The 24,684-nt window shown below is 73.1% G+C and carries 22 protein-coding genes; 10 read left to right on the forward strand and 12 right to left on the reverse strand.

The annotated features are described in order from the left end of the window. Positions 1-86: 86 nt before the first annotated feature. From AB0M39_RS04020 to AB0M39_RS04030, 3 genes are all read right to left on the reverse strand, one after another. Positions 87-746: a DUF5063 domain-containing protein gene (locus AB0M39_RS04020; RefSeq protein WP_365359880.1), complete on the reverse strand. Its 660-nt coding sequence runs from the start codon at positions 744-746 to the stop codon at positions 87-89. After that, on the reverse strand, positions 739-1,338 hold the full coding sequence (recR, locus tag AB0M39_RS04025) for a recombination mediator RecR (protein WP_365359882.1): 600 nt from the start codon (positions 1,336-1,338) through the stop codon (positions 739-741). Before recR ends, AB0M39_RS04020 begins: the two co-directional genes overlap by 8 nt. 62 nt (positions 1,339-1,400) lie before the next feature. After that, positions 1,401-1,736 (reverse strand): YbaB/EbfC family nucleoid-associated protein, encoded by a 336-nt coding sequence (locus AB0M39_RS04030; protein ID WP_365359884.1) that lies wholly within the window; start codon positions 1,734-1,736, stop codon positions 1,401-1,403. A gap of 326 nt (positions 1,737-2,062) precedes the next feature. Between AB0M39_RS04030 and AB0M39_RS04035 the strand changes: the two genes are divergently transcribed. After that, entirely contained in the window at positions 2,063-2,812 is a 750-nt protein-coding gene (locus AB0M39_RS04035) for an SLATT domain-containing protein (protein WP_365359886.1), read from the forward strand. Between the two features lie 84 nt (positions 2,813-2,896). On the opposite strand, the gene AB0M39_RS04040 is transcribed toward AB0M39_RS04035, so the two are convergent. From AB0M39_RS04040 to AB0M39_RS04055, 4 genes are all read right to left on the reverse strand, one after another. Continuing rightward, the gene (locus tag AB0M39_RS04040; RefSeq protein WP_365359888.1) at positions 2,897-3,853 is read right to left on the reverse strand and encodes a class I SAM-dependent methyltransferase; all 957 of its coding nucleotides are present in this window, start codon (positions 3,851-3,853) and stop codon (positions 2,897-2,899) included. A gap of 159 nt (positions 3,854-4,012) precedes the next feature. Continuing rightward, entirely contained in the window at positions 4,013-4,663 is a 651-nt protein-coding gene (locus AB0M39_RS04045) for a hypothetical protein (RefSeq protein WP_365359890.1), read from the reverse strand. A gap of 111 nt (positions 4,664-4,774) precedes the next feature. Beyond that, on the reverse strand, positions 4,775-7,213 hold the full coding sequence (locus AB0M39_RS04050) for a dolichyl-phosphate beta-glucosyltransferase (protein WP_365360191.1): 2,439 nt from the start codon (positions 7,211-7,213) through the stop codon (positions 4,775-4,777). Between the two features lie 38 nt (positions 7,214-7,251). Then, positions 7,252-7,932, reverse strand: coding sequence for a GntR family transcriptional regulator (locus AB0M39_RS04055; protein ID WP_365360193.1), 681 nt, complete (start codon positions 7,930-7,932; stop codon positions 7,252-7,254). A gap of 199 nt (positions 7,933-8,131) precedes the next feature. Between AB0M39_RS04055 and AB0M39_RS04060 the strand changes: the two genes are divergently transcribed. Beyond that, entirely contained in the window at positions 8,132-8,566 is a 435-nt protein-coding gene (locus tag AB0M39_RS04060; RefSeq protein WP_365359892.1) for a hypothetical protein, read from the forward strand. A 457-nt stretch (positions 8,567-9,023) separates the two neighbouring features. Here AB0M39_RS04060 and AB0M39_RS04065 read toward each other — a convergent pair whose 3' ends face one another. After that, a complete protein-coding gene (locus AB0M39_RS04065; protein WP_365360195.1) occupies positions 9,024-10,007 on the reverse strand; it encodes a helix-turn-helix domain-containing protein in 984 nt (327 codons plus the stop codon). 109 nt (positions 10,008-10,116) lie between these two features. Here AB0M39_RS04065 and AB0M39_RS04070 point away from each other — a divergent pair, with 109 nt between their 5' ends. Continuing rightward, positions 10,117-11,046: an NADP-dependent oxidoreductase gene (locus AB0M39_RS04070; RefSeq protein ID WP_365359894.1), complete on the forward strand. Its 930-nt coding sequence runs from the start codon at positions 10,117-10,119 to the stop codon at positions 11,044-11,046. 340 nt (positions 11,047-11,386) lie between these two features. Here the strand turns inward: AB0M39_RS04070 and AB0M39_RS04075 are convergent, their stop codons facing one another. Further along, entirely contained in the window at positions 11,387-12,742 is a 1,356-nt protein-coding gene (locus tag AB0M39_RS04075) for an aspartate aminotransferase family protein (protein ID WP_365359896.1), read from the reverse strand. Positions 12,743-12,991: 249 nt separating this feature from the next. On the opposite strand from AB0M39_RS04075, the gene AB0M39_RS04080 reads away from it, so the two are divergent. Beyond that, the gene (locus tag AB0M39_RS04080; protein ID WP_365359898.1) at positions 12,992-13,585 is read left to right on the forward strand and encodes a type 1 glutamine amidotransferase family protein; all 594 of its coding nucleotides are present in this window, start codon (positions 12,992-12,994) and stop codon (positions 13,583-13,585) included. Next, positions 13,582-14,055, forward strand: coding sequence for a MarR family winged helix-turn-helix transcriptional regulator (locus tag AB0M39_RS04085; RefSeq protein ID WP_365359900.1), 474 nt, complete (start codon positions 13,582-13,584; stop codon positions 14,053-14,055). Before AB0M39_RS04080 ends, AB0M39_RS04085 begins: the two co-directional genes overlap by 4 nt. Here AB0M39_RS04085 and AB0M39_RS04090 read toward each other — a convergent pair. Beyond that, positions 14,021-14,509: a VOC family protein gene (locus tag AB0M39_RS04090; RefSeq protein ID WP_365359902.1), complete on the reverse strand. Its 489-nt coding sequence runs from the start codon at positions 14,507-14,509 to the stop codon at positions 14,021-14,023. The genes AB0M39_RS04085 and AB0M39_RS04090 overlap by 35 nt on opposite strands. Positions 14,510-14,688: 179 nt before the next feature. On the opposite strand from AB0M39_RS04090, the gene AB0M39_RS04095 reads away from it, so the two are divergent. Next, the gene (locus tag AB0M39_RS04095) at positions 14,689-16,371 is read left to right on the forward strand and encodes a serine/threonine-protein kinase (RefSeq protein ID WP_365360197.1); all 1,683 of its coding nucleotides are present in this window, start codon (positions 14,689-14,691) and stop codon (positions 16,369-16,371) included. Positions 16,372-16,669: 298 nt separating this feature from the next. Continuing rightward, entirely contained in the window at positions 16,670-18,571 is a 1,902-nt protein-coding gene (locus AB0M39_RS04100) for a serine/threonine-protein kinase (RefSeq protein ID WP_365359904.1), read from the forward strand. A 338-nt stretch (positions 18,572-18,909) separates the two neighbouring features. On the opposite strand, the gene AB0M39_RS04105 is transcribed toward AB0M39_RS04100, so the two are convergent. Continuing rightward, a complete protein-coding gene (locus AB0M39_RS04105) occupies positions 18,910-20,196 on the reverse strand; it encodes an adenylosuccinate synthase (protein ID WP_365359906.1) in 1,287 nt (428 codons plus the stop codon). A 153-nt stretch (positions 20,197-20,349) separates the two neighbouring features. Between AB0M39_RS04105 and AB0M39_RS04110 the strand changes: the two genes are divergently transcribed. Beyond that, the gene (locus AB0M39_RS04110; RefSeq protein WP_365359908.1) at positions 20,350-21,147 is read left to right on the forward strand and encodes a diacylglycerol kinase family protein; all 798 of its coding nucleotides are present in this window, start codon (positions 20,350-20,352) and stop codon (positions 21,145-21,147) included. Positions 21,148-21,490: 343 nt separating this feature from the next. Here AB0M39_RS04110 and AB0M39_RS04115 read toward each other — a convergent pair whose 3' ends face one another. Further along, positions 21,491-21,994, reverse strand: coding sequence for a MarR family transcriptional regulator (locus tag AB0M39_RS04115; protein WP_365359911.1), 504 nt, complete (start codon positions 21,992-21,994; stop codon positions 21,491-21,493). 105 nt (positions 21,995-22,099) lie between these two features. Here AB0M39_RS04115 and AB0M39_RS04120 point away from each other — a divergent pair, with 105 nt between their 5' ends. Continuing rightward, positions 22,100-22,999: an ABC transporter ATP-binding protein gene (locus AB0M39_RS04120; protein ID WP_365359913.1), complete on the forward strand. Its 900-nt coding sequence runs from the start codon at positions 22,100-22,102 to the stop codon at positions 22,997-22,999. After that, positions 22,996-24,618, forward strand: a complete 1,623-nt coding sequence (locus AB0M39_RS04125; protein ID WP_365359915.1) for an ABC transporter permease — start codon at positions 22,996-22,998, stop codon at positions 24,616-24,618. The genes AB0M39_RS04120 and AB0M39_RS04125 overlap by 4 nt, the downstream gene beginning before the upstream one ends. Positions 24,619-24,684: the final 66 nt, after the last annotated feature.

Here is a 24,684-nt window from a genome sequence, read left to right on the forward strand (position 1 = left end):
CGCCTCACACGCCTCACACGCGCCCACACGCTCCACACGCGGTCCTCACAGGCGTCGGGACGCCCCTTCCGCCGCGGTCCAGGCCGTCAGGTGGCCGTGCGCAGACCCAGCGGGCCCGCGATCTCCTCCGCCATCACCTTGCCGGCCTCCTCCGCCAGGGCCTCCTCCGCCAGGTCCTCGTCCGTGTCCAGGCCGTCCAGCTCCTGGAGCGGCTGGTCGAGGCGGACGTGGGCGACCAGGGACTGCAGGGCGCGCAGCGTCGCGGAGGCGGTCGGCCCCCAGTTGGAGAAGTACGAGAACTGCCACCACCACAGCGCCTCGGAGACGCGGCCCGCGCGGTAGTGGGCCAGGCCGTGGCGCAGGTCGGTGACGATGTCGGCGAGGTTGTCGGAGATCCGGCAGGCGACCGGGGCCTTGCGCGGCTCGTACGGGTCGAAGACCTCGGAGAAGATGTCGATCGGGTCGAGGAGGGCCGCGAAGCGCTCGCGCAGGTCGTCCACGTCCAGGTCGGGGCCCGCGTCGGGTTCGTACCGCTCGTCGGGGACGATGTCCTCGTGCGCGCCCAGCCGGCCGCCTGTCAGCAGGAGTTGGGACACCTCCAGCAGCAGGAAGGGCACCGCGCTGTCGGGCTCGTCGCCCTTCGCGACTTCCGTGGTCGCGACGATGAAGGACTCGATCGAGTCGGCGATCTGGACCGCGAAGCTGTCGGGGTCCTGATCGGTGGCGTGGAGCATGGCGTCAGACATCGAGAAGTCGTCTCCCCTCGAAGGCACGCCCCAGCGTGACCTCGTCGGCGTATTCCAAGTCTCCCCCCACAGGCAGACCGCTGGCCAGCCGCGTGACCCTCAGACCCATCGGCTTGATCATGCGGGCCAGGTACGTGGCGGTGGCCTCGCCCTCCAGATTCGGGTCCGTGGCCAGGATCAGCTCGGTGATCGCGCCGTCCGCGAGGCGGCTCAGCAGCTCACGGATCCGCAGGTCGTCGGGGCCGACGCCCTCGATGGGGCTGATGGCCCCGCCGAGCACGTGGTACCGGCCCCGGAACTCCCGGGTCCGCTCGATGGCCACGACGTCCTTGGGCTCCTCCACCACGCAGATGACCGCCTGGTCCCTGCGGGGGTCACGGCAGATGTTGCACTGCTCCTGCTGGGCCACGTTGCCGCAGACCGCGCAGAAGCGGACCTTGTCCTTCACCTCGAGCAGCGCGTGCGCGAGGCGGCGGACGTCGGTCGGCTCGGCCTGGAGGATGTGGAAGGCGATCCGCTGCGCGCTCTTGGGACCGACGCCGGGCAGCCTGCCCAGTTCGTCGATGAGGTCCTGAACCACGCCTTCGTACAACGGAACGGCCTTTCCTGTGGCTGGTTTTGCTTGGTACGTACGGTAGTTGGTCGGGCTCCGGCTTAGAAGCCCAGGCCCGGCATCCCGCCCAGCCCCTGCGCGAGCGGGCCGAGCTTCTGCTGCTGAAGCTGCTGCGCGTTCTCGTTCGCCGCCTGGACTGCGGCGACGACCAGGTCGGCGAGGGTCTCGGTGTCGGCGGGGTCGACGGCCTTGGGGTCGATGACCAGGCTGCGGAGCTCTCCGGAGCCGGTCACGGTGGCCTTCACCAGGCCGCCGCCCGCCTGGCCCTCGACCGGGGTCTGCGCCAGCTCCTCCTGGGCCTGTGCGAGGTCCTGCTGCATCTTCTGGGCCTGCTGGAGGAGCTGCTGCATATTGGGCTGGCCACCACCGGGAATCACGGTCACTCCTGGCATTTCGACGACGAATGTTCGGTAAGCCGAGCCTACGTGGTCACCGCGTGCCCCGCCCCACCCTGCGCCGACCAACTCTTTCGAGTGAGAGGGCCGGGACTTCACTTACCTGATCAAGGCCCTCTTACGGGCGGAAATACCGGGATTTCGGGACCACAGCCCACCATTCGGCGGTAGGAAGGGCACGCGCACCAGGACGCACGCGCGCACCGTACGTCACGCATTGTCACGTCATGCAGCGGCTGTCCACGCAGCAGCTGTGTCGAGCGGCTGTACGACAGCCGCAATGCCAGCAAGCGCAGAGGAGTGCACCGGTGAGCCAGCCGGAGAGGCAGCCCGGGGGGCCGGCCCGGGAAGAGGGCGGCGAGGCGCGGCTCGGAGACTTGACCGACTTGACCGGGAGGCCGTTTCCGCTGGGCGACTGGGGGGAGCCGGCGGAGCGGCTGGACGAGCTGTACCGGTGGGTGGAGGCGGGTGCGCTGCGCACGACCGACTGGTACCTGGCCGACCGCGTCGCCAAGCGCCGCTGGGCGCGGATGCTGCGGGCGGGCACGGCGTCGGGTGTGCTGGCGGGCGCGGCGCTGCCCGTCCTCGATCTGGCGGGGGCGGTGGACGGGGCCGCGGGCTGGGGCTATCTGTCGCTGCTGGTGGGCGCGGCGTGCGTGGCCTGCGACCGGTACTTCGGGCTGACGTCGGGCTGGATGCGGAGCGTCGCGACGGCGCAGGCGGTGCAGCGGCGGCTGCAGGCGCTGCAGTTCGACTGGGCGTCGGAGAGCGTGCGCGAGGTGCTGGGCCCGACGGAGGGCACGGCGAGCGAGGCGGCGGAGCGGTGCCTGGGGGTGCTGCGGCGGTTCTCGGAGGACGTGTCGGAGCTGGTGCGGACGGAGACGGCGGACTGGATGGTCTCCTTCCGCACCGGCCCCTCCCCGCTGACGACGCAGCCCTTGGGCCCCGGCCCGCCCCGCGAGGGCGGCCCGGCGTCGCGGACGCTGCCCCCGGGGAGCCTGCCGCCGGGAGCGAGGCCGAACATGCCGCGCCAGCGCCCGCCGGAGACGCCGAGGTGACGCTGTCCCCCGTCACGGCCTTCGGCCGTGTCCTCGACCTCCCGGCGGGCGCGCGGGCCTAGATCTCCCGGCGGGCGCCCGGGCCTAGCCGCGGCGCGTCGAGGAGGTGAGCGCCCTCGTCAGGATCGGGGGGAGCAGGTCCTTCGCCAGCCGGCGGGCGCGGGACGGGCGGGGGCGGGGCGAGGGCGCGGCAGGAGCGGGCGCGGGCTCGGGGGCCGGCTCGAACACCGGCTCCGGCTCAGGATCGTGCCGGGAGGCGGGATGCGCGGGCGTGCCCGTGCCCTTCCCCGCCTTGATCCGGATCAGCGGGCGCCCCGCCACCTCCTCCACCCCGTGCCACAGATCCGTCCGCGCCTCCAGCCACGGCAGCAGCGCCTCCCGCACCTCGGTCGGGTCGCCCCACGTCCCGTACAGCTTGGTGCCGGTGATGCAGATCGGCTTCAGGCCGCTCGTCGCCACCGCGCCCCACACCGCCGCCGAGACCCCCGGGCAGTGCTCCGCGCGGAAGTCGTCGAAGGCCACGACGCCCTGCGGGAGCAGCACTTCCTTCGCCGCCTCGATGTCGCCGTGCACGTGCTCGTACAGATGCGAGGCGTCGACGTGCACGAAACGGCAGCTCCGCGCGCCCACCCGGGAGGTGATCACGGAGGTCGGGGCCTGCACGAGCGTGGGCAGTTCGTCGTGGAACGACAGGTAGTTCGCCTCGAACGCCCGTCGGGTCAGCGTCGCGTAGGAGCGGCCCATCTCCGCGCTGTTGGGGTCGTCCGGCGCCGGCGAGTCCCACAGGTCGCAGACCGTGAACTCCTCGCCCTCGCGCAGGTACTGCCCTGTGAAGATCGCGCTCTTGCCCAGATACGCGCCGAGTTCGAGCAGGTCCCCCTTCAGGTCCGTCTCCTGCTGGCGGGTCAGAAACCAGTCGAAGAGCAGCTGATCGGCCGGCCAGAACCAGCCTTTGACGTCCGCGAAGCTCGTCGGCCGCGGGAGCCGGTCCCCCGCGTCGGTCGCCGCGGGGGACTGTGCCGAGGTACTCGTCTGTGACATGCACCGGTCCTACAGCGCCGAGATGGCGCGCAGGCATGCCGTAGGTGAGCGGCAGATGTGCGGCGGATGAGCGGCAGGCATGGGCGAGCTGTACGGCGGCTGTTCACTGCCCAGGAGACGGCTGCGACCTGGGCGTATGCGACCGCGGGCGGCCGCCGCTCAGCTGAAGATGATCATCGAGCCCTGTCCCAGGCTCCTCGTCGCCGCCGCGTGCAGCCCCAGCCACACATGCCTCTCCCGCGCGAACGGGCTCTCGTCGTACGGAATCGGCCCCGCGGGCTCCTCCAGGGACGTCGGCCGCTCCGGCGGCTGCGGCGCCGCCGGCGGGTTGGCCGGGTCGATGCCGATCGACGGCGCCACGAACTCCAGCTCCCGCAGCAGCCCCTGCGTCGAGCCCAGGGGCCCGCCGCCCGACAGCAGCTCGTCGTTGGACAGCGGCGAGGCGAAGTCCACGGGGACGTACGCGCCGGCGTGGTCGTAGTGCCACACCAGGTGCGACTGCTGCGCCGTCGTCTCGAACATCTCCAGCAGCTGCTCGTAGTCGCCGCCCAGTTCGTCCACCGGCGTGACCGCGAGTCCGCACAGCTGCAGCAGATACGCCCGCCGCAGGAAGTGCAGCGCGTCGTAGTCGAAGCCGGCGACTGGGGCGACGTCGCCCGACAGGCCCGGCATGTAGGCGAAGACGGGGACCGTGGGCAGCCCGGCGTCCGTCAACGCCTTGTCGTAGGACGCGATCTCTTCGGCGAAGGGGTTGTCGGGGCTGTGACACAGCACGTCGACGAGGGGGACCAGCCACAGGTCACAGGCCAAGGGAAGGCTCGCTCTCCAACGGGTGAGTACCACGCGTATCGGGGTTCGATTGCGGTCGTGCGATGGTCGGGACAGCGTAGTGCCACGAGTACGTTCGGCGAAGGGCACCGGTCAGCCCTGTGTGCGCGGGGCTCCCACATCCCATACCCACACACCGCCCACTCGCTCCCCCGGCTCGCCCAGGAGGTCCTCCACCGTCTCCCGCAGCGCCGCGTCGTTGTACTGCGGCGGCAGCACCACCACGCCCGCGTTCCAGGCCGCGAGGTCCGCCTTGGCCTGGGCCTGCCAGCCGTCGCCGAGCACCGGGGCGCGGCCGCTGCCGCGGACGTCGTTGAGGAGGTTGGAGGTGTGGCGGGGGGTGGGGCCGTAGATGCCCATCCGCTCCGGGCCCCACGGGCCGTTGAAGTATCCGCCGGCGATGGAGAAGCCGAGGCCGGTGGCCGACTGCCAGTACAGGGCGTCCGCGCCGGCCGGGCTCGGCAGCGGGACCACGACCATCGACTCGCCCTCGGCGAGGTAGGAGCGGTACATGCCCTCAGTGACGAACTCCGGTATCTCCGCCCGCTCGCGCACCGGGTACGGCGTCGGCAGGACCGGCACGAGCGCCGCGGCCACCGCCGCGAGGCCGACGGCCTGCGTCGCCCGCTCCCGGGTGAGCGCGAGCCGGTCGACGGCGAGCGCGACCAGGACGCCCAGCGCCGGGGCGCAGACCATCGCCACGCGCGACTCGATGACCGACTCGAACAGCGGCTGGTGCGCCAGCGCCCGCCACGGGCCCGGCAGCACGACGTCGGTGAACGGGATGCGGAACCTCGGCCCCAGCGACAGCAGCGCCGCCCCGACCGCCGTGAACGCCAGCGCCTTGACCAGCGGCCGCCGCCACAGCCAGACGACGATCGCCACGGCCAGGGCGATCAGCGGCCAGCCGTAGAAGGCGTTCTGCTCGGTGCGGTTCATCGCGAGCGGGTCGGCGCTCTCGTCGGCGCCCAGCAGCGAGCGGCCCGCGAACTCGAGGAAGGCGAGCGGGCTGTTGCCCGCGTTGTCGCCGTGCAGCACGCTCGCATAGCTCTGCGGGCCGAAGAACTGCCAGCCCAGCGGGAAGGCGACCAGCGGCAGACAGACCGCGGCCGCGACGGCGAGCCCCTTCAGCAGCGGCCGCCAGGCCGCCCGCGCCGCCTCGCGGTCGGCGAGCGCGTAGGAGAGGGCGAACAGCAGCATCCCCACCGCGGCGAGCAGCAGCGGCTCCTCGCCGAGGAAGATCTGGTACGTCGCGAACAGGCCGAGCAGCAGCCCGTCGCGTACGACGTTGCGGCCTTCGCACAGCCGCAGCGCCCGGTCCACGATCACCGGAATCATGAACAGGACGAGGAAGTTGGGGTGCGCGTTGCCGTGCGAGATCATCGGCGGCGCGAAGGCGGCGAGCGCGCCGCCGAGGGCGGCGGCCCATCGGCCGGCGGTCAGCCGCCGGGCGATCAGCCAGTACCAGGCGGTCGCGGTCGCGGCGAGGCCGAGCGTGAGCACGAGCGCCCAGGTGACGGTCGGGCCGAGGAGCAGCGTGATGGGCGTGAGCGGGACGGAGAGCCCGAGCATGACGGTGTTCGCCATCAGGTTCACGCCCTCGGGATTGTTCTGGAGGGTCGTGAACAGCGGGTTGCGCAGGTGCGTCACATTGTCGGCGGTGACGGCGAAGAACCACTCCCACTGGTTCTGGTCCGAGCCGGCGTCGGCGAGATAGCCGCGGTCGAGGTCGGCCCAGAGCCCTTTGTAGAGCAGTACGGACGCGAGCAGGAACAGCCCCATGACGGCGAGGTCGACGCGGCGCACGGCGCGCGCCCGCAGCCGGACGAGCTCCAGCAGCACCCGGCCGTAGTCCAGCGGTCTGACCTTGGAGCCGTCCTGGTGCGACCAGCGCACCGGGACCTCCGTCACCGGCCAGCCCGAGCGGCGGAAGAAGCGCAGGATCTCGACGTCTATGCCCCAGCCGTCGAGCCGGGAGTCGGCGAAGGCGGCGCGCGCCTTGTCGCCGTCGAGGAGTTTGAAGCCGCACTGCGTGTCGTGGATCCCGGGCACGGCGACGGCGCGTATGAGCCGGTTGCCCATCCGGCCGAGCCACTCGCGCGAGCGGTGCTGGTGGATCTCGATCCGGGAGTCGGGGTGGGCGCGCGAGCCGATCGCGGCCGCGCTGTCCTCGGCGGCGAGCTGCTTGTCGAGGAGGTCAAGCTCCTCTATGGGGGTGGCGAGGTCCGCGTCGGTGATCAGGACGCGGCGGCCGTACGAGGCGAGGACGCCCATCCGCAGGGCGCTGCCCTTGCCGCGGTTGCCGTCGCCGGAGACGAGGTGGATGCGCGGCTCGTCGGCCGCGGCCTGCTGGGCGATCTTGGCGGTGGCGTCGGTGGAGCCGTCGTCGACGACTATCAGCTCCCAGACGCCCCAGCGGCCCGGCTCGGCCCGCAGATGCGCGCACACGGCGTCGAGGGTGGGCCGCAGCCGCGCCTCCTCGTTGTACGCCGGTATGACCACGCTCAGGTCCACGCCCGTCCCCATGCCCATGCCCCCGCCCCCGTTCACGCTCGCCCTCTCCGTCGCCGTCACGGCTCCAGCCGATCCGCCCACGCGAGCGCATGGTCGTTGTACCCGCGGATCACTCGGCCGACGGCCTCCGCGTCCCCCTGGGAGACGGCGCTCACCAGCTCCTGGTGTCCGCTCCACAGCCAGTGCGCCGGGTCCGCGTCGTCGCGCAGATACGGGACGGCGAACGCCCAGGCCTGTACGCGCAGCCGGTGCAGGAAGTCGGAGATGTAGCCGTTGGCGAGCAGGGAGCTGAGCTCGCGCCAGAAGCGCAGGTCGTAGCCGATGAGGATGTCCAGGTCGCCGCCGCGGGCGGCGCGGGCGGCCTCCTCGGCGCGGCGGCGCACGGACACCAGGGCCTGGCCCGTCACCCCGAGGGGGCCGCGCTCGGCGACATGGCGGAAGACGCCCTCCGTGATGAGCGAGCGCGCCTCGACCATGCCTCGGTAGTCCTCGACGGAGAACTGGTGGACCTTGAAGCCCCGGTGCTGGTCGGAGTCGAGCAGCCCCTGGGCGGAGAGGTCGACGAGGGCCTCCCTGACCGGGGTCGCGGAGACGCCGTACTGCTCGGCGATCTGCTTCACGGTGAATTCCTGCCCAGGCTGGAGCCGCCCGGCGAGCACCTCGTCGCGCAGCGCGTCGGCGATCTGCTGCCGCAGGGTGTTGCGGGTGACAGCAGTGCCGCTGCCGGTGCCGCGCATCGTGGCCTTCTCCTTCGCCGGGGTCCCGGACACGATAGGCCAGGGGGTTCTTCCTTGATGCGCCCGTATGCCCCGGAAGCGGGGGCCGGGGCACGCGCGCGGACCCTAGAGGGGCCGAACCGGGGCCGCGGCCGTTCGCCGCTGTGGGATCCGTCACGCTGCCAGGAGCGTACGGTGACGGATCTGCGGAGGGAGCGGCATGGGGGACGTGTTCGAGGCCGCCACGGGCGACGGGCCGCCGCCCGAGGATCCGGCGGCGCGGGCCGCTCAGGTGCGGTCGGCGTACGCGGGGATGCTCCAGATCCGCCGGGTGACGGGCGAGGCGCCGGCGGCCTGGGAGCTGAACCAGATGGTCAGGGCGGTCGCGCTCGCCCTGGAGGCGGCGGGCGTCCCGCCGTCCGCCGTGGACTCGTCGGGCACGAGGACGGCGACGGGCTACCGCGTCCAGGAGTCGGAGACCGCCCGCATGGTCCGCGTCGAGTGGGCGGGCCCGCACGGCAGCGGGGCGGCCCAGGAGGAGGAGACACGCCTGGCGCGGTGCGCGTCGACGCTGGCGGCGGCGGGTTGGGAGGCACTGCTCTACCGGGGCCCGCGCCGACGCCGCTTTTTGGAGGTCGAGCCGGCGCGGGGGTGAGGGGGGACTTGGGGGGGCGGGCTTGGGGGGCGCGGCGGGGTCATCGGATGCCAGCGGTCACTCGCTGCGGGGGACTTGAGGGCGGCGGGGGCTCGTCTCGGAGGCCAGCGGCCGCGGCTCGCTGTGGGGTGGTCGGGCGCTAGCGGGCGCTCGCCGCGGGGGGTGTCGGACGCTGGAGGCCGCTCGCCGCGGGGGGTGTCGGGCGCTAGCGGGCGCTCTCCGTGGGCTCCTGGGCGCGGAACGTCTGGCGGTACGCCGACGCGGGGGCACCCCGCTTGCCGCAGGCCCGCCGGACGCTAACGGCCGCTCGGCGCAGGCCCGTCGGACGCCAGCGGCCACTCGCCGCAGGCCCGTCGGACGCTAACGGCCGCCCGCCGCAATCTCGTCGGACGCCAGAGGCCGCCCGCCGTGGGGTGGTCGGGCGCTAGCGGGCGCTCGCCGCAGGGGGTGTCGGGCGCTAGCGGGCGCTCGCCGTGGGCTCTTGGGCGCGGAACGTCTGGCGGTATGCCGAGGGGGACACCCCGATCGTCGCCGCCATGTGCTGCCGCAGCGAGGCCGCCGTGCCGAAGCCCGCCTCCCCCGCGACCCGGTCCACCGGCCAGTCCGTCGTCTCCAGCAGCCTGCGGGCGTGCTCCACGCGCTGCTGGGTCAGCCACTGGACCGGCGTCAGCCCGACCTCGTCGCGAAAACGCCGGGAGAACGTCCGCACGCTCATCCGCGCGTGCGCGGCCAGCTCGGCGAGCGTGATCGGCCGGCCGAGCCTGCCGAGCGCCCAGGCGCGGGTCGCCGAGGTGGCGGCGGCCGTCGGCTCGGGGACGGGCCGCTCGATGAACTGCGCCTGGCCGCCGTCCCGCCACGGCGGGACCACGCACAGCCGGGCCACCCGGTTGGCGACCTCGCTGCCGTGGTCGCGCCGGACCAGATGCAGACAGAGGTCGACGCCGGCGGCGACTCCCGCCGCGGTGAGCACGTCGCCGTCGTCGACGAAGAGCACGCCCGGGTCGACCTTCACCTCGGGGAAGCTCCGCTGGAAGTGGGCGGCCTCGTTCCAGTGCGTGGTGGCGGGCCGGCCGTCGAGCAGCCCGGCGGAGGCGAGGACGTACGACGCGGTGCAGATCGACACGGTACGGACGCCCGGCCGCAGCGACGCGAACGCCTCGGCCAGCGGCCGCGGCAGCCACTCCCGCTCCTTGTCGGGGCCAGGGCCGCAGGAGAACGGCGGGATCACCAGGGTGTCTGCGGTGGCCAGCGCCTCGGCCCCGTGCTCGACGGTGACGGAGAAGTCGGCGCTGGTGCGGACGGCGCCGCTGCGGAGGCCGGCGGTGACCACCTCGTACAGCGGCTCGCCGGCCGGCCCCTCGGCCGTCGCGAAGATCCTTACGGGGATGCTCAGTTCGAAGGGATAGACGCCTTCGAGGGCGAGGACGACGACGCGATGCATGGCCAGATCCTTCCACACTGTGGCCATCTGGCCACTCGTGAGGCGTGATCAGCTCCGGCAGGGTGATGCGCAGACCACGAAACCGCAGCTCAACTGCATGGAGGACCGCATGCGCGCCATCGGCCAGGACGCCCTCGGGGGCCCGGAAGTTCTGAAGATCGTCGAGATCGACCGGCCCCAGCCGGGACCGTCAGAGGTCCTCGTGCGGGTCCACGCGGCCGGCGTCAACCCCACGGACTGGTGGCACCGTTCGACCGGCGGTCTGTTCGCCGAGATCGCGCCGCTCGGCTGGGACGTCTCCGGCGTGGTGGAGGAGGTCGGTCTCGGCGTGACCGTGTACCGCCCGGGGGACGAGGTCTACGGCATGCCCCGACTGCCCCAGCCGGCGGGCGCGTACGCGGAGTTCATGACCGCGCCGGCCCGCCACCTCGCCCGCAAGCCGGCGTCCCTGTCGCATGTGGAGGCGGCGGCGCTGCCGGTCGCCGCGCTGACGGCGTGGCAGACCCTGGTCGACACCGCGGACGTACGCCCCGGCCAGCGGGTGCTCGTCCACGCGGCGGGGGGCGGCGTGGGCCACCTCGCGGTCCAGATCGCCAAGGCGCGCGGCGCGTACGTCATCGGCACGGCGTCCGCGGCGAAGCACGATTTCGTCCGCGGGCTGGGGGCGGACGAGGTGATCGACTACCGAGAGGCCGACTTCGTCGCTCATGCACGTGACATCGACGTCGTCCTCGACACGATCGGCGGCGAGTACGGCCCCCGGTCCCTCAAGACCCTGCGCCCCGGCGGCCTCCTCGTCTCGATCGCCTCCCCCGAGGAGACGTACCTCGCGGAACTCGCCGAACAGCAGGGCCTGCGCGCCTGCTTCACCATCGTCGAGCCCGACAACGGCGGCCTGAAGGAGATCGCATCCCTGATCGAGTCGGGCAGCCTCCGCGTGGAGATCGACACGGTGCTGAAACTGGAGGAGGCGTCGAAGGCGCACGAACTGGGGGAGTTGGGGCGGACGAGGGGGAAGATTGTGCTGACGGTGGGGTAGGGGTGTGCGGGCCCTGTACGCCCTCCGGGCGTGTCCTCAAACGCCGGACGGGCTGAGTTTCCCCGGCGTTTGAGGCGCGGGGGCAGGGCCCCCAAATCAGCCTCGCCGGCGATTGAGGCGCGGGGTCCGGGGCAGCGCCCCGCGGGCCGCCCGCACAGGGCATCTCACCGTTGCCCCAGGGGGCTACGCCCCCATACGGCCTTCGGCCGTGTCCTCAATCGCCGGACGGGCTGGGTTTCCCGGGCTCGACCCGCACATCCAGTCGCGCCAGCGAAGCTGGGTTTCCCCGGCGTTTGAGGCGCGGGGTCCGGGGCAGCGCCCCGTTGGCCGCCCCCGGGCGTCAGGACGTGTGGTCGTCGGCGATCGAGAGCGCCGCGTCCAGCGCCGCCAGACCCTCCTTCGCCTCCGCCTCGGTGACATTGCACGGCGGCACCGCATGCGTGCGGTTCATGTTCACGAAGGGCCACAGGCCGTTCTTCTTGCAGGCCGCGGCGAAGGCGGCCATCGGGGCCGCCGCCTCGCCGGACGCGTTGTACGGCACCAGCGGCTCGCGCGTCTCGCGGTCCTTGACCAGGTCCAGCGCCCAGAACACGCCCGTGCCGCGCACCTCGCCGACGCTCGGGTGACGTTCGGCGAGCTCGCGCAGGCCGGGGCCGAGGACGGTCGCGCCGATGTGGGCCGCCTGCTCGACGACCTTCTCCTCGGCCATGACCTGGATCGTGGCGACGGCCGCCGCGCAGGCGAGCGGATGGCCCGAGTAGGTGAGCCCGCCGGGGTAGGGGCGAGTCTTAAAGGTCTCCGCGATGGCGCCGGAGATCGCCACGCCGCCCAGCGGCACATAACCGGAGTTGACGCCCTTGGCGAAGGTCAGCAGGTCGGGCACGACACCGTAGTGGTCGGCGGCGAACCACTCGCCGGTACGCCCGAAGCCGGCCATGACCTCGTCGAGGACCATGACGATGCCGTGCCGGTCGCAGATCTCGCGCACGCCCGCGAGGTAGCCCGGCGGCGGCGTCATGATCCCCGCGGTGCCGGGGATGGTCTCCAGAACGATCGCCGCGACGGTCCCAGGCCCCTCGAAGGCGATGGTGTCCTCGAGGTGCTGGAGCGCGCGGGCGCACTCCTGCTCCTCGGTCTCCGCGTAGAACGGCGAGCGGTAGAGGAACGGTCCCCAGAAGTGGACGACGCCCGCGCTGGCGCTGTCGGAGGCCCAGCGGCGGGGGTCGCCGGTGAGGTTGATCGCGGTCGCGGTGCCCCCGTGGTACGAGCGGTACGCGGAGAGGATCTTCGGGCGGCCCGTGTGCAGGCGGGCCATCCGCACGGCGTTCTCGACGGCCTCCGCGCCGCCGTTGGTGAAGAAGATCTTGTCGAGGTCGCCCGGGGTGCGCTCGGCTATGAGGCGTGCGGCCTCGGAGCGCGCCTCGACGGCGAAGGCGGGGGCGAAGGTGGCGAGCTTGCCGGCCTGCTCCTGGATCGCGGCGACGACCGTGGGGTGCTGGTACCCGATGTTGGTGTAGACGAGGCCGCTGGTGAAGTCGAGGTAGCGGTTCCCGTCGTAGTCCCAGAAGTACGAGCCCTCGGCGCCGGCGACGGCGAGCGGGTCGATCAGGCCCTGGGCGGACCAGGAGTGGAACACGTGCGCGCGGTCTGCGGCCTTCACGGCCGCGCCGGCCTGGGGATCGGCATGAGGGGTCATGGCCGACAGCCTAGGCAGGCCCGGACCGGGGCTGACATGGCCACCTTGTATGCCCTCGCCCGGTTCTCTGGGCATGTTGTCGGGTCCCTGGGGCCCGTTCCGAGGCCCCGCTCGCCCGCCCCGCTCGCCCTCGCCCCGCCTGACACCCGAGATCCCGCCCGGCATCCCCCGCACATGACCGTCATTGACAGCATGCTGTCCAAATGACAGACTACTGTCATCTTCAGTTGATGCGCCGAGGAGGCTGCCATGACCAGCAGGACCGTTCATCTCGCCGTGTACGACACCTTCGCCGACTGGGAGACCGGGCACACCACCGCTCACCTCACCCAGAACGGCTTCACCGTCAAGACCGTCGCGCTCACCGCCGACCCCGTGACCACCATGGGCGGCGTACGCGTCCAGCCCGATCTCGTACTCGCCGACCTGCGGCCCGAGGACAGCGAGCTGCTCGTCCTCACCGGCGCGAGCCTCTGGGACACCGGCGACGATCTCGCGCCCTTCGCCCACACGGCGCGCGCGTTCCTCGACGCCGGCGTGCCCGTCGCCGCGATCTGCGGCGCCACCGCCGGGCTCGCCCGCGAGGGCCTGCTCGACGACCGGGCGCACACGAGCGCCATCTCCTTCTACCTCGACGCCACCGAGTACAAGGGCGGCGAGCACTACCGCGAGGCCGACGCCGTCACCGACGGCGACCTGATCACCGCCGGGCCCACCGAGCCCGTCGCCTTCGCCCGGGAGGTCTTCGCCAGGCTCGGGGTGTACGAGGGCGAGAAGCTCGACGCCTGGTACCGGCTGTTCCACGACTCCGACCCCTCGGCGTACGAGATCCTCAGCGCATGAGGCCCGAGAACCACCCCCAGGAACTGCTCACCCGAACCGCCCTCGGCGTCTTCCGGCTGAACGGCCAGTTCCTCGCCGTCTCCGACGAGCTGGCGAGGGAGGCCGGGCTGACGGCGGCGCGGTGGCAGGTGCTCGGCGCGGTGGCGCGCGCGCCGCAGACCGTCGCCGGGATCGCCCGCGCCATGGGCATCACGCGCCAGAGCGTGCAGCGCATCGCCGACATCATGGTGGAGCAGGGGCTCGCGTCGTACGGCCCCAACCCCGCCCACCGCCGCGCCAAGCTGCTGCACGCGACCGAGGCCGGCCGCGCCGCCATCGCGAAGATCGACCCCGGTCACGCGTGGCTGGCGGGCCGTCTCGAATCGGTCCTCGGCCCCGAGCAGTTCGCCGAGACGGCGCGGATCCTGGAGCAGCTCTCCCGGGCCGTCGAGGAGATCAGCGAGTCCCCGGAGAGAAGTCCGCGCTCGTGACGTAGTCCATGGCCGCGGTGAAGACGGGGTCCCCCAGGCGCCTGACCGTCTCCTCCTCGCTCACGTCCTCGATGTGGGTCTGGATCCACCACAGGTTGCCGAAGGGGTCCCGCACCCGGCCCACCAGATCGCCGAAGAAGAGGTGCGTCACCTCGGTGACCGACTGGCCGCCGCACTCCACCGCCCGCCGGTGGACGGCCTCGGCGTCCTCGACGTACAGCCGCAGGAACGCGGGCGTCGGCGGCCAGTCGGCGCTCGGCGCGTCGAAGAGCATGACGACCGCGTCCCCGATCCGCACCTCCGCGTGCCCGATGCGCCCGTCCTCGCCGGTCATCCGGCCCAGCTCCACCGCCCCGAACGCGGCCTTCAGAAAGTCGATGACGCCGGCCGTGTCCTGCGAGATGATCCACGGCGTGACGGCGGTGTAGCCCTCGGGAACCGGCTTGACGGCCATGACAGTCTCCTCGCGTACGGGGTTCGTGTGCGTGAGTGCGACAGTAGGCGCCGTCTAGGCCAGATCCTGACCTAGAGGGCCGTGCGCTCATCACCTATAAGGCCGTGCGCTCGTCGCACTATCCTGCCTCCGTCGAAGAGACAGACACACGTGTCGGGTACGGGGGAGGACTCGTGGCGATGGAGCCGCTGGCGCCAGGGGATCCACAGCACATCGGCGAGTACCGGCTGCTCGCGCGGCTCGGCGCGGGAGGCATGGGGCAGGTCTTCCTCGCCCGCTCCGACCGCGGCCGCACCGTCGCCGTCAAGCTCGTCCGCGGCGAGCTCGCCGAGCAGGAGGAGTTCCGCGGCCGCTTCCGCCAGGAGGTCCGCGCGGCGCTGCGGGTCGGCGGCGAGTGGACCGCGCCCGTGCTCGACGCGGACACCGAGGCGCCCGTCCCCTGGGTCGCCACCGGCTATGTCGCCGGGCCCTCGCTCCACTCGGTCGTCTCCGGCGGCCACGGCCCGCTCCCCGAGCGCAGCGTCCGCGCCCTCGCCTGCGGCCTCGCGCACGCGCTGCGCAACATCCACGCGGCCGAGCTGATCCACCGCGACCTCAAGCCGTCGAACGTCCTGGTCACCATCGACGGCCCGCGCGTCATCGACTTCGGCATAGCCCGCGCGCTGGAGACGGTCGCCGACGGCGGGCTCACCCGCACCGGCGCGCTCATCGGCTCGCCCGGCTTCATGGCGCCCGAGCAGGTGCGCGGCGACCGTGTGACGCCCGCCTGCGACGTGTTCTGCCTCGGCGCGGTCCTCGCGTACGCGGCGACCGGCCGCTTCCCGTTCGGCTCGGCCGACAGCGGGGTGCACGCGCTGATGTTCCGCATCGCGCAGGAGGAGCCGGACCTCGAGGGGCTCCCGGAGGGGCTGCTCGGCCTCGTACGGGACTGTCTGGCCAAGGACGCCGGGGCCCGGCCGTCGCTGGAGCAGATTCTGGAGCGCGCGGCGTGGGACGCGGACGGCGAGCCGTGGCTGCCCGGGGCGCTGATCGCCCAACTCGGCCGCCAGGCGGTGCAGTTGCTGGAGGTCGAGCAGCCGGAGCAGCCGCCGGCGCCTGAGCCCGCGCCGCAGCCGCCCGTGCCCGGCCCGGTCCAGGGCGAGCACGCGCTCCCCACACTGATCGCCGCGCCCGCGCCCCCGATGGCGGCGCCGGGCCCCGCGTACGGCTACCCCCACGGGCACCCGCCCGCGCACCACCAGCCGTACCAGCACCAGCACTTCCCGCTCCCGGCCCCGGCCCCCGAGCCCGCGCGGCGCGGCTCGGGCGGCAGCACCATCGCCCTCGTCGCGGTGGCCCTGGTCGTCGCGGGCGTCGCGGGCGGCTCCGTCTACGCCTTCATGAACAAGGACGGCGACGCGAAGGCGGACGGCAAGCAGCAGCCGTCCGCGTCCGCGCCCGGCACGCCCGGCACGGACGACCCGACGGCGCCGACCACCCCGAACGTCTCGGGCCCCTCCGGAACGCCGTCGAGCACCCCCGCGACCGGCGGCGTTCCGGCGGAGTACGTCGGCACCTGGCGCGGCTCGTTCGAGACCGCGGACGGCACCAACACCCGTGTCATGACCATCACTCAGGGCGGGACCGGCGAGCAGGTCATGACGCTCGTCGGCGCCGGCCCGAACTACGACTGCCGCTGGTCGGCGACCCTGCGCGCGTCGGGCCCGCCCCTGGAGCTCGGGCCCACCCAGGTCACCCTCGGCGACCCGCAGTCCTGCTCGCCGGGCCAGTGGAGCCGGCTGACGATGCCGGACGGCGCCACCGTGGTGCGCGAGCTGGTCGGCTCGACGGGCGAGCCCATCACGTACACCAAGTCGAGCTGAGACACGCACACCCAAGACGAGCCGATACACGTACACCGCGACGAGTCGAGACGCGTACGACGAGACTCGCCGAGCCCGAGCCCGAGCCCGAAGCCGAGCCCAAGGACGAGCCCGATCCCGATCCCGAGCCCGCGCACCGCGACGAGCCGAGCGTAGAAGGGATCCGGACGCGCCGTCCCCGCTCGCCGCGTCCGGGACATGTCCCGGACAGCCTGCGCGCCACGGGCCCGAGGCGGCGGCGGACCGGGTGCGAGGACCCGGGGCGGCTCGCGTGCGGGGTCTGGCATGCTCTGTTCACGTGGACCCTTTGACTGGCTCAGACCCCGCCCACATCGGACCGTTCCGGATGATCGGCAGGCTCGGCGCCGGCGGAATGGGCCGGGTGTACCTGGCCCGTTCGGCGGGCGGGCGCACCGTCGCGGTGAAGCTGGTGCACGCGGAGCTCGCCGCCCAGGACGAGTTCCGGCGGCGGTTCGCCCGGGAGGTCGCCGCGCTGGAGCGGGTCGGCGGGACCGGGACGGCGCCCGTGCTGGGCGCCGACACCGAGGCCGAGGCGCCCTGGGTGGCCATCGCGTACGTCGCGGGCCCCTCCCTGCGCGATGTGATCGGCGGTCAGAGCGCGGGCGAGTACGGGCCGCTGCCCGCGTCGTCCGTCCTGTCCCTGGCCGCCGGGCTCGCCCGCGCGCTGGAGCACATCCACGCCTCCGGGCTCGTCCACCGCGACCTCAAGCCGGCCAACGTCCTCCTCACCGTCGACGGGCCCCGCATCATCGACTTCGGGATCGCGCGGGCCGTCGACACCGTCACGGACGGCGGGCTGACCAGCACCGGCGCGGTCGTCGGCTCGCCCGGGTTCATGTCGCCCGAGCAGGTGCGCGGCGAGCGGGTGACCGCCGCGTCCGACCTGTTCTGCCTGGGCTCGGTCCTCGCGTACGCGGCGACCGGCCGCTCCCCCTTCGGCGCGGGGGACAGCGGCGTCCACGCGATGCTGTTCCGCATCGCGCACGACGAGCCGGACCTGGAGGGGCTGCCGGCCGAGCTCGACGCCCTCGTACGGGCGTGCCTCGACAAGGACCCCGCGGCCCGCCCGGCGGCCGCCGCCCTCGCGGCCGCCTTGACGCAGGCCGACCCCTGGCTGCCCGCCGAGGTGCTGGCCCGGCTGGGCCGGCACGCGGCCGTGCTGCTGGACGCGGACGGCGACGACGCCCGGCTGCCGAACACCGCCTGGACCACTGCCTCGACCAACGCCCCGACCGGCGACCCGATCGCGAGCGCCGCGAGCGCGAGCACCCCGCCGCCGAAGCCGCGCCGCCGGGGGCGCGTCCTGATCGCCGCCGCGTGCACGCTGGCCGTCCTGGGGGCGGGCGGGGCGGCGGTCGCTCTCTTCCTGCCCGAGGACGGCAAGGGCGGCCGGCAGGTCGCCGACAAGGACGGCCAAGGCGAGCGCCCGCTGCCCGGCGTCGTCCCCGCGGCCTTCCTCGGCGCGTGGGAGGGCGTGCTCAAGGGCGCCGAGGACGCGCCCTACGAGACCGGCCGCATCGAGATCGCCCAGGGCCGCCCCGGCGAGAAGACCGGTGTGTACGTCCAGGTCAGCGGCGAGCGCCTGTGCATGGGGCGCTCCACGCTCGTCTCCGCGAACGCCGACGAGATCGTGTTCGGCGAGAGCGACGTGACCAAGAGCGTGCCCGCCAAGCGCTGCCAGCCCGCGCCGCACCAGAAGCTCACCGTGCGCTCCCCCGACGTCCTGCAGTGGACGTCGGGCACGCTCACCTCGACGTTCCGGCGGGCGGGGAGCGGGCCGAAGGCGCTGCCGAAGGAGATGGTGGGCACGTGGAAGAACATCCCGGACACCCAGATCCCGGCGGACCAGCGGGACCTGTGGAGCTACCGGGTGACGGTCGTGCAGGGGCCGGTCGGCGCGCCGCTCGTGCGCTTCGAGCAGAGCACCCCGCGTCGGAACGAGACGACGGGCGAGCCGACGTCCGGCTCGGTCAACTGCACGGAGACGTCGGTGGTCGGCGGCGTGGGCACGCTGGTGATCCTCGGCCCCGCCGAGCCCGAGCAGGGCTCGGACCCCGACTGCTTCCCCGACGGCTCCTCCCGGAACCTGCGAATCGACCGCTTCGAGGGCAAGGACCGCCTGCTGGTGTACGGGATGTCGGCGGACGGCGAGCCCGGCGAGTACGTCCGCGGGTTCTAGGCGGGGGGGCTGTGCGGGGCCGGGCGGGGCTAGACCATGCCGCGCCGGGCCGCGCCGGGTCATGTCGGGCCGGCCGGGCCGTGCCGGGCAGAGCCGAGCTGAGCCGGGCAAGGCCCTGCCGCGCCAGGCGGTGCCGGTGCCGGGCCGTGCCATGCAGTGCCGTACCGGTGCCGGGCCTGCCGGGCCTGCCGGGCCAGCCCGGGCCGCGCCGCGCCGGGCCGCCCCGGGCCAAGACGCCCACGGCCCCCACGACCCGCCGCCTCATGCGAGAGGGACGTCCCGGAGAGTCTCCGGGACGTCCCTGTGCACGCCCTGCGTCCGTCTGCGACGGCTCCGTCCTACGCGAGGAAGGAGTTGATCTCGATCGTCTCGGTGCGGCCGGGGCCGACGCCGATCGCGGAGATCGGCGCGCCCGACATCTCCTCCAGCGCCTTCACATACGCCTGCGCGTTCTTCGGCAGGTCGGAGAAGGTCTTGGCCTTGGTGATGTCCTCGGACCAGCCCGGCAGGTACTCGTACACCGGCTTCGCGTGGTGGAAGTCGGTCTGGGAGTACGGCAGCTCCTCGACGCGCTTGCCGTCGATCTCGTACGCGACGCAGACCGGGATCTGCTCCCAGCCGGTCAGCACGTCCAGCTTGGTGAGGAAGAAGTCGGTCAGGCCGTTCACGCGGGTCGCGTAGCGGGCGATGACCGCGTCGAACCAGCCGCAGCGCCGGTCGCGGCCGGTGGTGACGCCCCGCTCGCCGCCGATGCGGCGCAGCGCCTCGCCGTCCTCGTCGAACAGCTCCGTCGGGAACGGTCCCGCGCCGACGCGCGTGGTGTACGCCTTCAGGATGCCGATGACCCGGCTGATCTTCGTCGGGCCCACGCCGGCGCCGGTGCAGGCGCCGCCCGCGGTCGGGTTCGAGGAGGTGACGAAGGGATACGTGCCGTGGTCGACGTCGAGCAGCGTGCCCTGACCGCCCTCGAAGAGGACGACCTTGCCCTCGTCGATGGCGTTGTTCAGGATCAGCGTGGTGTCGGCGACGTACGGCCGGATCTGCTCCGCGTACTGGAGCATCTCCTCGACGATCCTCGGCGCCTCGATCGCGCGGCGGTTGAAGACCTTGGCGAGGAGCTGGTTCTTCTGCTCCAGGGCCGCCTCGACCTTCTGCTCCAGGATCGACTCGTCGTAGAGGTCCTGGACGCGGATGCCGACGCGGTTGATCTTGTCAGCGTAGGTCGGGCCGATGCCGCGGCCGGTGGTGCCGATCTTCCGCTTGCCGAGGAAGCGTTCCGTCACCTTGTCGAGCGTGACGTTGTACGGCGTGATCAGGTGAGCGTTTCCGCTGATCAGCAGCTTGGACGTGTCGACGCCGCGGTCGTTCAGCCCGCTCAGCTCGGAGAGCAGGACGGCCGGGTCGACGACGACTCCGTTGCCGATGACCGGCGTACATCCCGGCGAGAGGATTCCGGAAGGGAGAAGGTGCAGCGCGTACTTCTGGTCGCCTACGACGACCGTGTGACCGGCGTTGTTGCCGCCCTGGTAGCGCACCACATAATCCACGGATCCACCGAGCAGGTCGGTGGCCTTTCCCTTGCCTTCGTCACCCCACTGAGCACCGAGCAGCACAAGTGCGGGCACAGGCGTACACCCCTTCCGGGCGGGGCAAGACCAAGGTCAGGGGGCCTGAGCCGTGCCTGAGTCTTCGGACCGGTTGCCCCGGAATAGACGAAGCCCCTGGCGCAATAGCGCAAGGGGCTCTTGCACAAAGATGCTACCCGAGGAAGGACCGAGGTGTCGGCTCACGACCAGCTGCTGGTGGTCATCGACCCGGTCGCCCGCCGAAGTGACGGCGAGTCCGTGCGAATCGCGAAGGATGTGCTGTGTGGCGGGTCGGAGGCGAAAATCTGCCTCCCCGAGGGACCTGAGGAGTTCGCGCGGGCGCTCGCCCGCAGGGGCAACAGGCGGGCCGTGGTGGTGGGCGACGACCGTACGCTGCTGCGCACGGTGAGCCTGCTGCACCGGGACCGCCGGCTGGGCGACGGCGCGCTGGCGCTGGTCCCGGTGGGCGCGAAAGTGGAGCTGGCGCACTCGCTGGGCGTCCCGAAGGGGACGGTGGCGGCGGCGCGGGCGGTGCTGGAGGGCGCGGTGCGCCGGCTCGATCTGCTGGTCGACGAGAGCGACGGCGTGGTGCTGGGCGGTCTGACGATCCCGGCCGCCTCCTCCCGCACCACGGCGGTGAACGGCGTCTCGGTGTGGAGCACGTGCCGCTCGCTGGTGCGGACGCTGGTGCGGCCCGAGCCGCCCTCGGCGTCGGTGGGCACGCACCGGCTGCGGGTGGAGGCGGACGGGGTGGTGCTGACGGACCTCGACGTCCCGGTGGAGGGTGTGACGGTCCGCGCGGGCGACGGCCGCGCGGAGGTGACGATCGCCCCGGGCGGGCTGACGACGAGGGCGCTGTCGGTGACGGTGTCGGGCCCCGACTTCCGCTACCGCGCGGACTCGCTGATCACGGGCCCGGTGAGGTCGCGGACATGGACGCTGGCGCCGGGGGCGTGGGGTCTGACACTGCCGTCGCTGCCCGCGTCGTAGCGGCGGGGGGGGCACCCCGAACGGCCGGGCGCGGTCCGCCGGCCCGGTCCTCACTCACCGAACCGGGGCGCGTACGGGGGCTCGCTCGGGGCCTCGTCCTGGGCTGCACCGCCGCCCACGCGGCCGGGCGCGGACCGCCGGGCCCGCCCTCACTCGCCGAACGGAACCTCGTTCGGGACCTCGTACGCGGCCTCGTCCAGGGCCTGGTTCCGGGCCTCGCTCGAGACCTCTCTCCGGGCCTCGCCCTGGGCTGCACCGCCGCCCACGCGGCCGTGCGCCGACCGCCGGCCCCGCCCCCACTCGCCGAACCAGGCCTCGTCCAGGGCATGCCCTGGGCCTCGCCCTAGCCCTCGTCCGCCGTACCGTCACGCGTCCTGCCCCGCGCGCGGTGCTCGCGCCAGCGGTCCATCATCCCCAGCAGCTCCTGCTGCAGGAACTCGAAGAACTCCGCCGTCTCCGCCGCCCGCGCGCCCGCCGCCGTGTCCGGGCCGAGTGTCTGGGCGCCGTCCCGCAGGACCTTCTCCCAGCGGGTCAGCACCTGGTCGCGGCGGGTGAAGGTCTCGTACCAGAGCTCGTTGTGCAGGACGTACCGGTCCCGGCGCGAGCCCGGGTCGCGTTCGCGGCTGACCATGTTGACCTGCGCGAGGTAGCGGACCGCGCCGGAGATCGCGGCCGGGCTGATCTGGAGCCGCTCGGCGAGCTCCGCCGAGGTCAGCGACCCGGTCTCGGACGCGAGCAGCGCCGCGAAGACCCGGGCAGCCATGCGCTGCATGCCGGCCTCGGTCAGCTCGGACGCGAACCGCTCCACGAAGCGGGACACCGCCTCTTCGTCAGCCATGTCGCTCATCGTCTCCCTCGCTCGCCGTACGCAACGCGCTCTCGCCGTACGCAACGCGACTTTATACGATTCCTTAACTTCACAAGTTTGTGAAACTACTGTACGTTCGGAATCATGACGAAGGCAATCACGGTCGCCGGACTGCACAAGTCGTTCGGGCGGACGCACGCGCTGGACGGCCTCGACCTCGCGGTCGAGACCGGCGAGGTCCACGGCTTCCTCGGGCCCAACGGCGCCGGGAAGTCGACCACGATCCGGGTCCTGCTCGGACTGCTGCGCGCCGGCTCCGGCGCGGCCCAGCTCCTCGGCAAGGACCCCTGGCACGACGCGGTCGAGCTGCACCGCCGCATCGCGTACGTCCCCGGCGACGTCACCCTGTGGCGCAACCTCTCCGGCGGCGAGGTCATCGACCTCTACGGCCGGCTCCGCGGCGGCCTCGACGCCGCCCGGCGCGCCGAGCTGATCGAGCGGTTCGAGCTCGACCCCGCCAAGAAGGGGCGCACGTACTCCAAGGGCAACCGCCAGAAGGTCGCCCTCGTCGCCGCCTTCGCCTCCGACGTGGACCTGCTGATCCTGGACGAGCCCACCTCCGGACTCGACCCGCTCATGGAGGAGGTCTTCCAGCAGTGCGTCGCCGAGGAGCGCGACCGCGGCCGGACGATCCTCCTGTCGAGCCACATCCTCAGCGAGGTGGAGAGCCTCTGCGACCGGGTCAGCATCATCCGCCGGGGACAGACCGTCGAGACCGGCTCCCTGGCCGACCTGCGGCATCTGACCCGTACCAGCGTCGCCGCCGAGCTCGCCGCCGCGCCGAACGGCCTCGCCGCCCTCCCCGGCGTCCACGACCTGGACGTCCAGGGCCGGCGCGTCAGGCTCCAGGTCGACACCGACAAGCTGGACGCCGTCCTGCGCTCGCTCACCGAGTCCGGCGTGCGCTCGCTGACCAGCACCCCGCCCACGCTGGAGGAGCTCTTCCTCCGCCACTACGCACCCGAAGAGGCGATGTCGCGATGACCGCCGCCCTGGCCGACGCCGACCCCGCGTACGCCTCGCGAACCGGCGGACGCCGTCAACTCGCCGGAACGGGCGCGCTGTTGAGGCTCGCCCTGCGTCGCGACCGCGTCATGGCCCCGGTCTGGGTGCTGATCGTCGTCATGCTGGTCGTGTCGATGCCGGGCGCCCTGGAGGGCGTGTACGGCACCGCGGCCGAACGGGCCGACGCGATGCAGAAGATGAACGACAACTCCTCGATGCGCGCCCTGTACGGCCCGGCCTTCGGGGACTCCCTCGGCGCGCTCACCGCCTGGCGCATGGGCTGCTACGGAGCGGTCCTCGCCGCCGTGATGAGCCTGATCATCGTCGTGCGCCACACTCGCGAGGAGGAGGAGACGGGCCGTCAGGAGCTGCTCTCCGCCGCCATGGTCGGGCGGCGTGCGCCGCTCACCGCAGCGCTGCTGGCCGCCTTCGTCGCCGACGCGGCCGTCGGCCTGCTCGTCGCCGCCGGACTCGCCGGGCAGGGCACGGCCGGAGCGCTCGCCCTCGGGCTCGGGATCGCCGGGGTCGGCATGCTCTTCGCCACGGCGGCGGCGATCGTCGCGCAGCTCACCGAGAGCGCACGGCTCGCCAAGGGCGCGACGGCCGCGCTGCTCGGGGCGGCCTTCGTGCTGCGGGCGGCCGGCGACTCGGGGACCGCGGACGGATCGTCCGCGCTGACCTGGGTCTCGCCGCTGGGCTGGCAGGAGAACCTGCGCCCCTTCGCCGGCGAACGGTGGTGGACGCTGGTGCTGATCGCCGCGGCGATCGTGCTCCAAGGGGCCCTCGCGTACGCCCTGGCCGGCCGCCGGGACGTCGGCATGAGCTTCCTGCCGACCCGGCCGGGGCCGGCGCGGGGACGGATCGCCACGGCCGGCGGGCTGGCCTGGCGGCTCCAGCGCGGCGCGGTGCTCGGCTGGGCGGCGGGCTTCCTGCTCGCCGGGGCCGTCTTCGGAGGAATGGCCGACGGCGCGGCGGACCTGGTCGGCGACAACGACCGGAGCCGCGAGATCATCGAGCGGATGGGCGGCCAGTCGGGTCTGACGGACGCGTTCCTGGCGACGATGGCCGGGCTGCTCGGCATGGTCGCGGCGCTGTACATCGTGGCCTCCGTGCTGCGGCTGCACGGCGAGGAGACCTCGCAGCGCGCCGAGCCGATCCTGGCGAACGCGGTCGGCCGCCTCCAGTGGGCGGGCGGACATCTGCTCATCGCCTTCGGCGGCGCGGCGCTGCTGATGACCCTGGGCGGCCTGGGCCTGGCCGTCGGCCACGGACAGGACTTCCTGCCGATCCTGGGCGCGTGCCTGGTGCAGCTCCCGGCGATCTGGGTGCTGGGCGCGGTGGCGGTCCTGCTGACGGGCGCGTACCCGAAGGCGGCGACGGCGTCCTGGGCGGCGGCGGGGATCTGCCTGGCCATCGGCTGGGTCGGCCCTGCGCTGGACCTGCCGCAGCCGGTGATGAGCCTCTCGCCCTTCGGCCACCTGCCGAAGCTGCCGGGCTCGGCGATGACCTGGACGCCGGTGCTGGTGCTGACGGCGCTGGCGGTGGGTCTGGTCGCGGCGGGGCTCGCGGGACTGCGGCGCCGGGATCTGCACAGCTGAGCGCGACCCCGCGTCGTACGTCTCCGGTCTCAGACCTGAGGTCCCCGATCTCAGACCTGAGGTCCC

The sequence above is a fragment of the Streptomyces sp. NPDC051907 genome, from assembly GCF_040681075.1.
Lineage (GTDB): Bacteria > Actinomycetota > Actinomycetes > Streptomycetales > Streptomycetaceae > Streptomyces.

What these genes read in the sequence shown, in the direction of transcription:
- AB0M39_RS04055 (WP_365360193.1), bottom strand. Translation starts at nt 7,932, where the DNA reads ATGCGCGGCACCGGCAGCGGCACTGCTGTCACCCGCAACACCCTGCGG.
- AB0M39_RS04120 (WP_365359913.1), top strand. Translation starts at nt 22,100, where the DNA reads ATGACGAAGGCAATCACGGTCGCCGGACTGCACAAGTCGTTCGGGCGG.
- AB0M39_RS04070 (WP_365359894.1), top strand. Translation starts at nt 10,117, where the DNA reads ATGCGCGCCATCGGCCAGGACGCCCTCGGGGGCCCGGAAGTTCTGAAG.
- AB0M39_RS04060 (WP_365359892.1), top strand. Translation starts at nt 8,132, where the DNA reads ATGGGGGACGTGTTCGAGGCCGCCACGGGCGACGGGCCGCCGCCCGAG.
- AB0M39_RS04065 (WP_365360195.1), bottom strand. Translation starts at nt 10,007, where the DNA reads ATGCATCGCGTCGTCGTCCTCGCCCTCGAAGGCGTCTATCCCTTCGAA.
- AB0M39_RS04075 (WP_365359896.1), bottom strand. Translation starts at nt 12,742, where the DNA reads ATGACCCCTCATGCCGATCCCCAGGCCGGCGCGGCCGTGAAGGCCGCA.
- AB0M39_RS04080 (WP_365359898.1), top strand. Translation starts at nt 12,992, where the DNA reads ATGACCAGCAGGACCGTTCATCTCGCCGTGTACGACACCTTCGCCGAC.
- AB0M39_RS04020 (WP_365359880.1), bottom strand. Translation starts at nt 746, where the DNA reads ATGTCTGACGCCATGCTCCACGCCACCGATCAGGACCCCGACAGCTTC.
- AB0M39_RS04125 (WP_365359915.1), top strand. Translation starts at nt 22,996, where the DNA reads ATGACCGCCGCCCTGGCCGACGCCGACCCCGCGTACGCCTCGCGAACC.
- AB0M39_RS04040 (WP_365359888.1), bottom strand. Translation starts at nt 3,853, where the DNA reads ATGTCACAGACGAGTACCTCGGCACAGTCCCCCGCGGCGACCGACGCG.
- AB0M39_RS04095 (WP_365360197.1), top strand. Translation starts at nt 14,689, where the DNA reads ATGGAGCCGCTGGCGCCAGGGGATCCACAGCACATCGGCGAGTACCGG.
- AB0M39_RS04090 (WP_365359902.1), bottom strand. Translation starts at nt 14,509, where the DNA reads ATGGCCGTCAAGCCGGTTCCCGAGGGCTACACCGCCGTCACGCCGTGG.
- AB0M39_RS04050 (WP_365360191.1), bottom strand. Translation starts at nt 7,213, where the DNA reads ATGGGCATGGGGACGGGCGTGGACCTGAGCGTGGTCATACCGGCGTAC.
- AB0M39_RS04085 (WP_365359900.1), top strand. Translation starts at nt 13,582, where the DNA reads ATGAGGCCCGAGAACCACCCCCAGGAACTGCTCACCCGAACCGCCCTC.
- AB0M39_RS04115 (WP_365359911.1), bottom strand. Translation starts at nt 21,994, where the DNA reads ATGAGCGACATGGCTGACGAAGAGGCGGTGTCCCGCTTCGTGGAGCGG.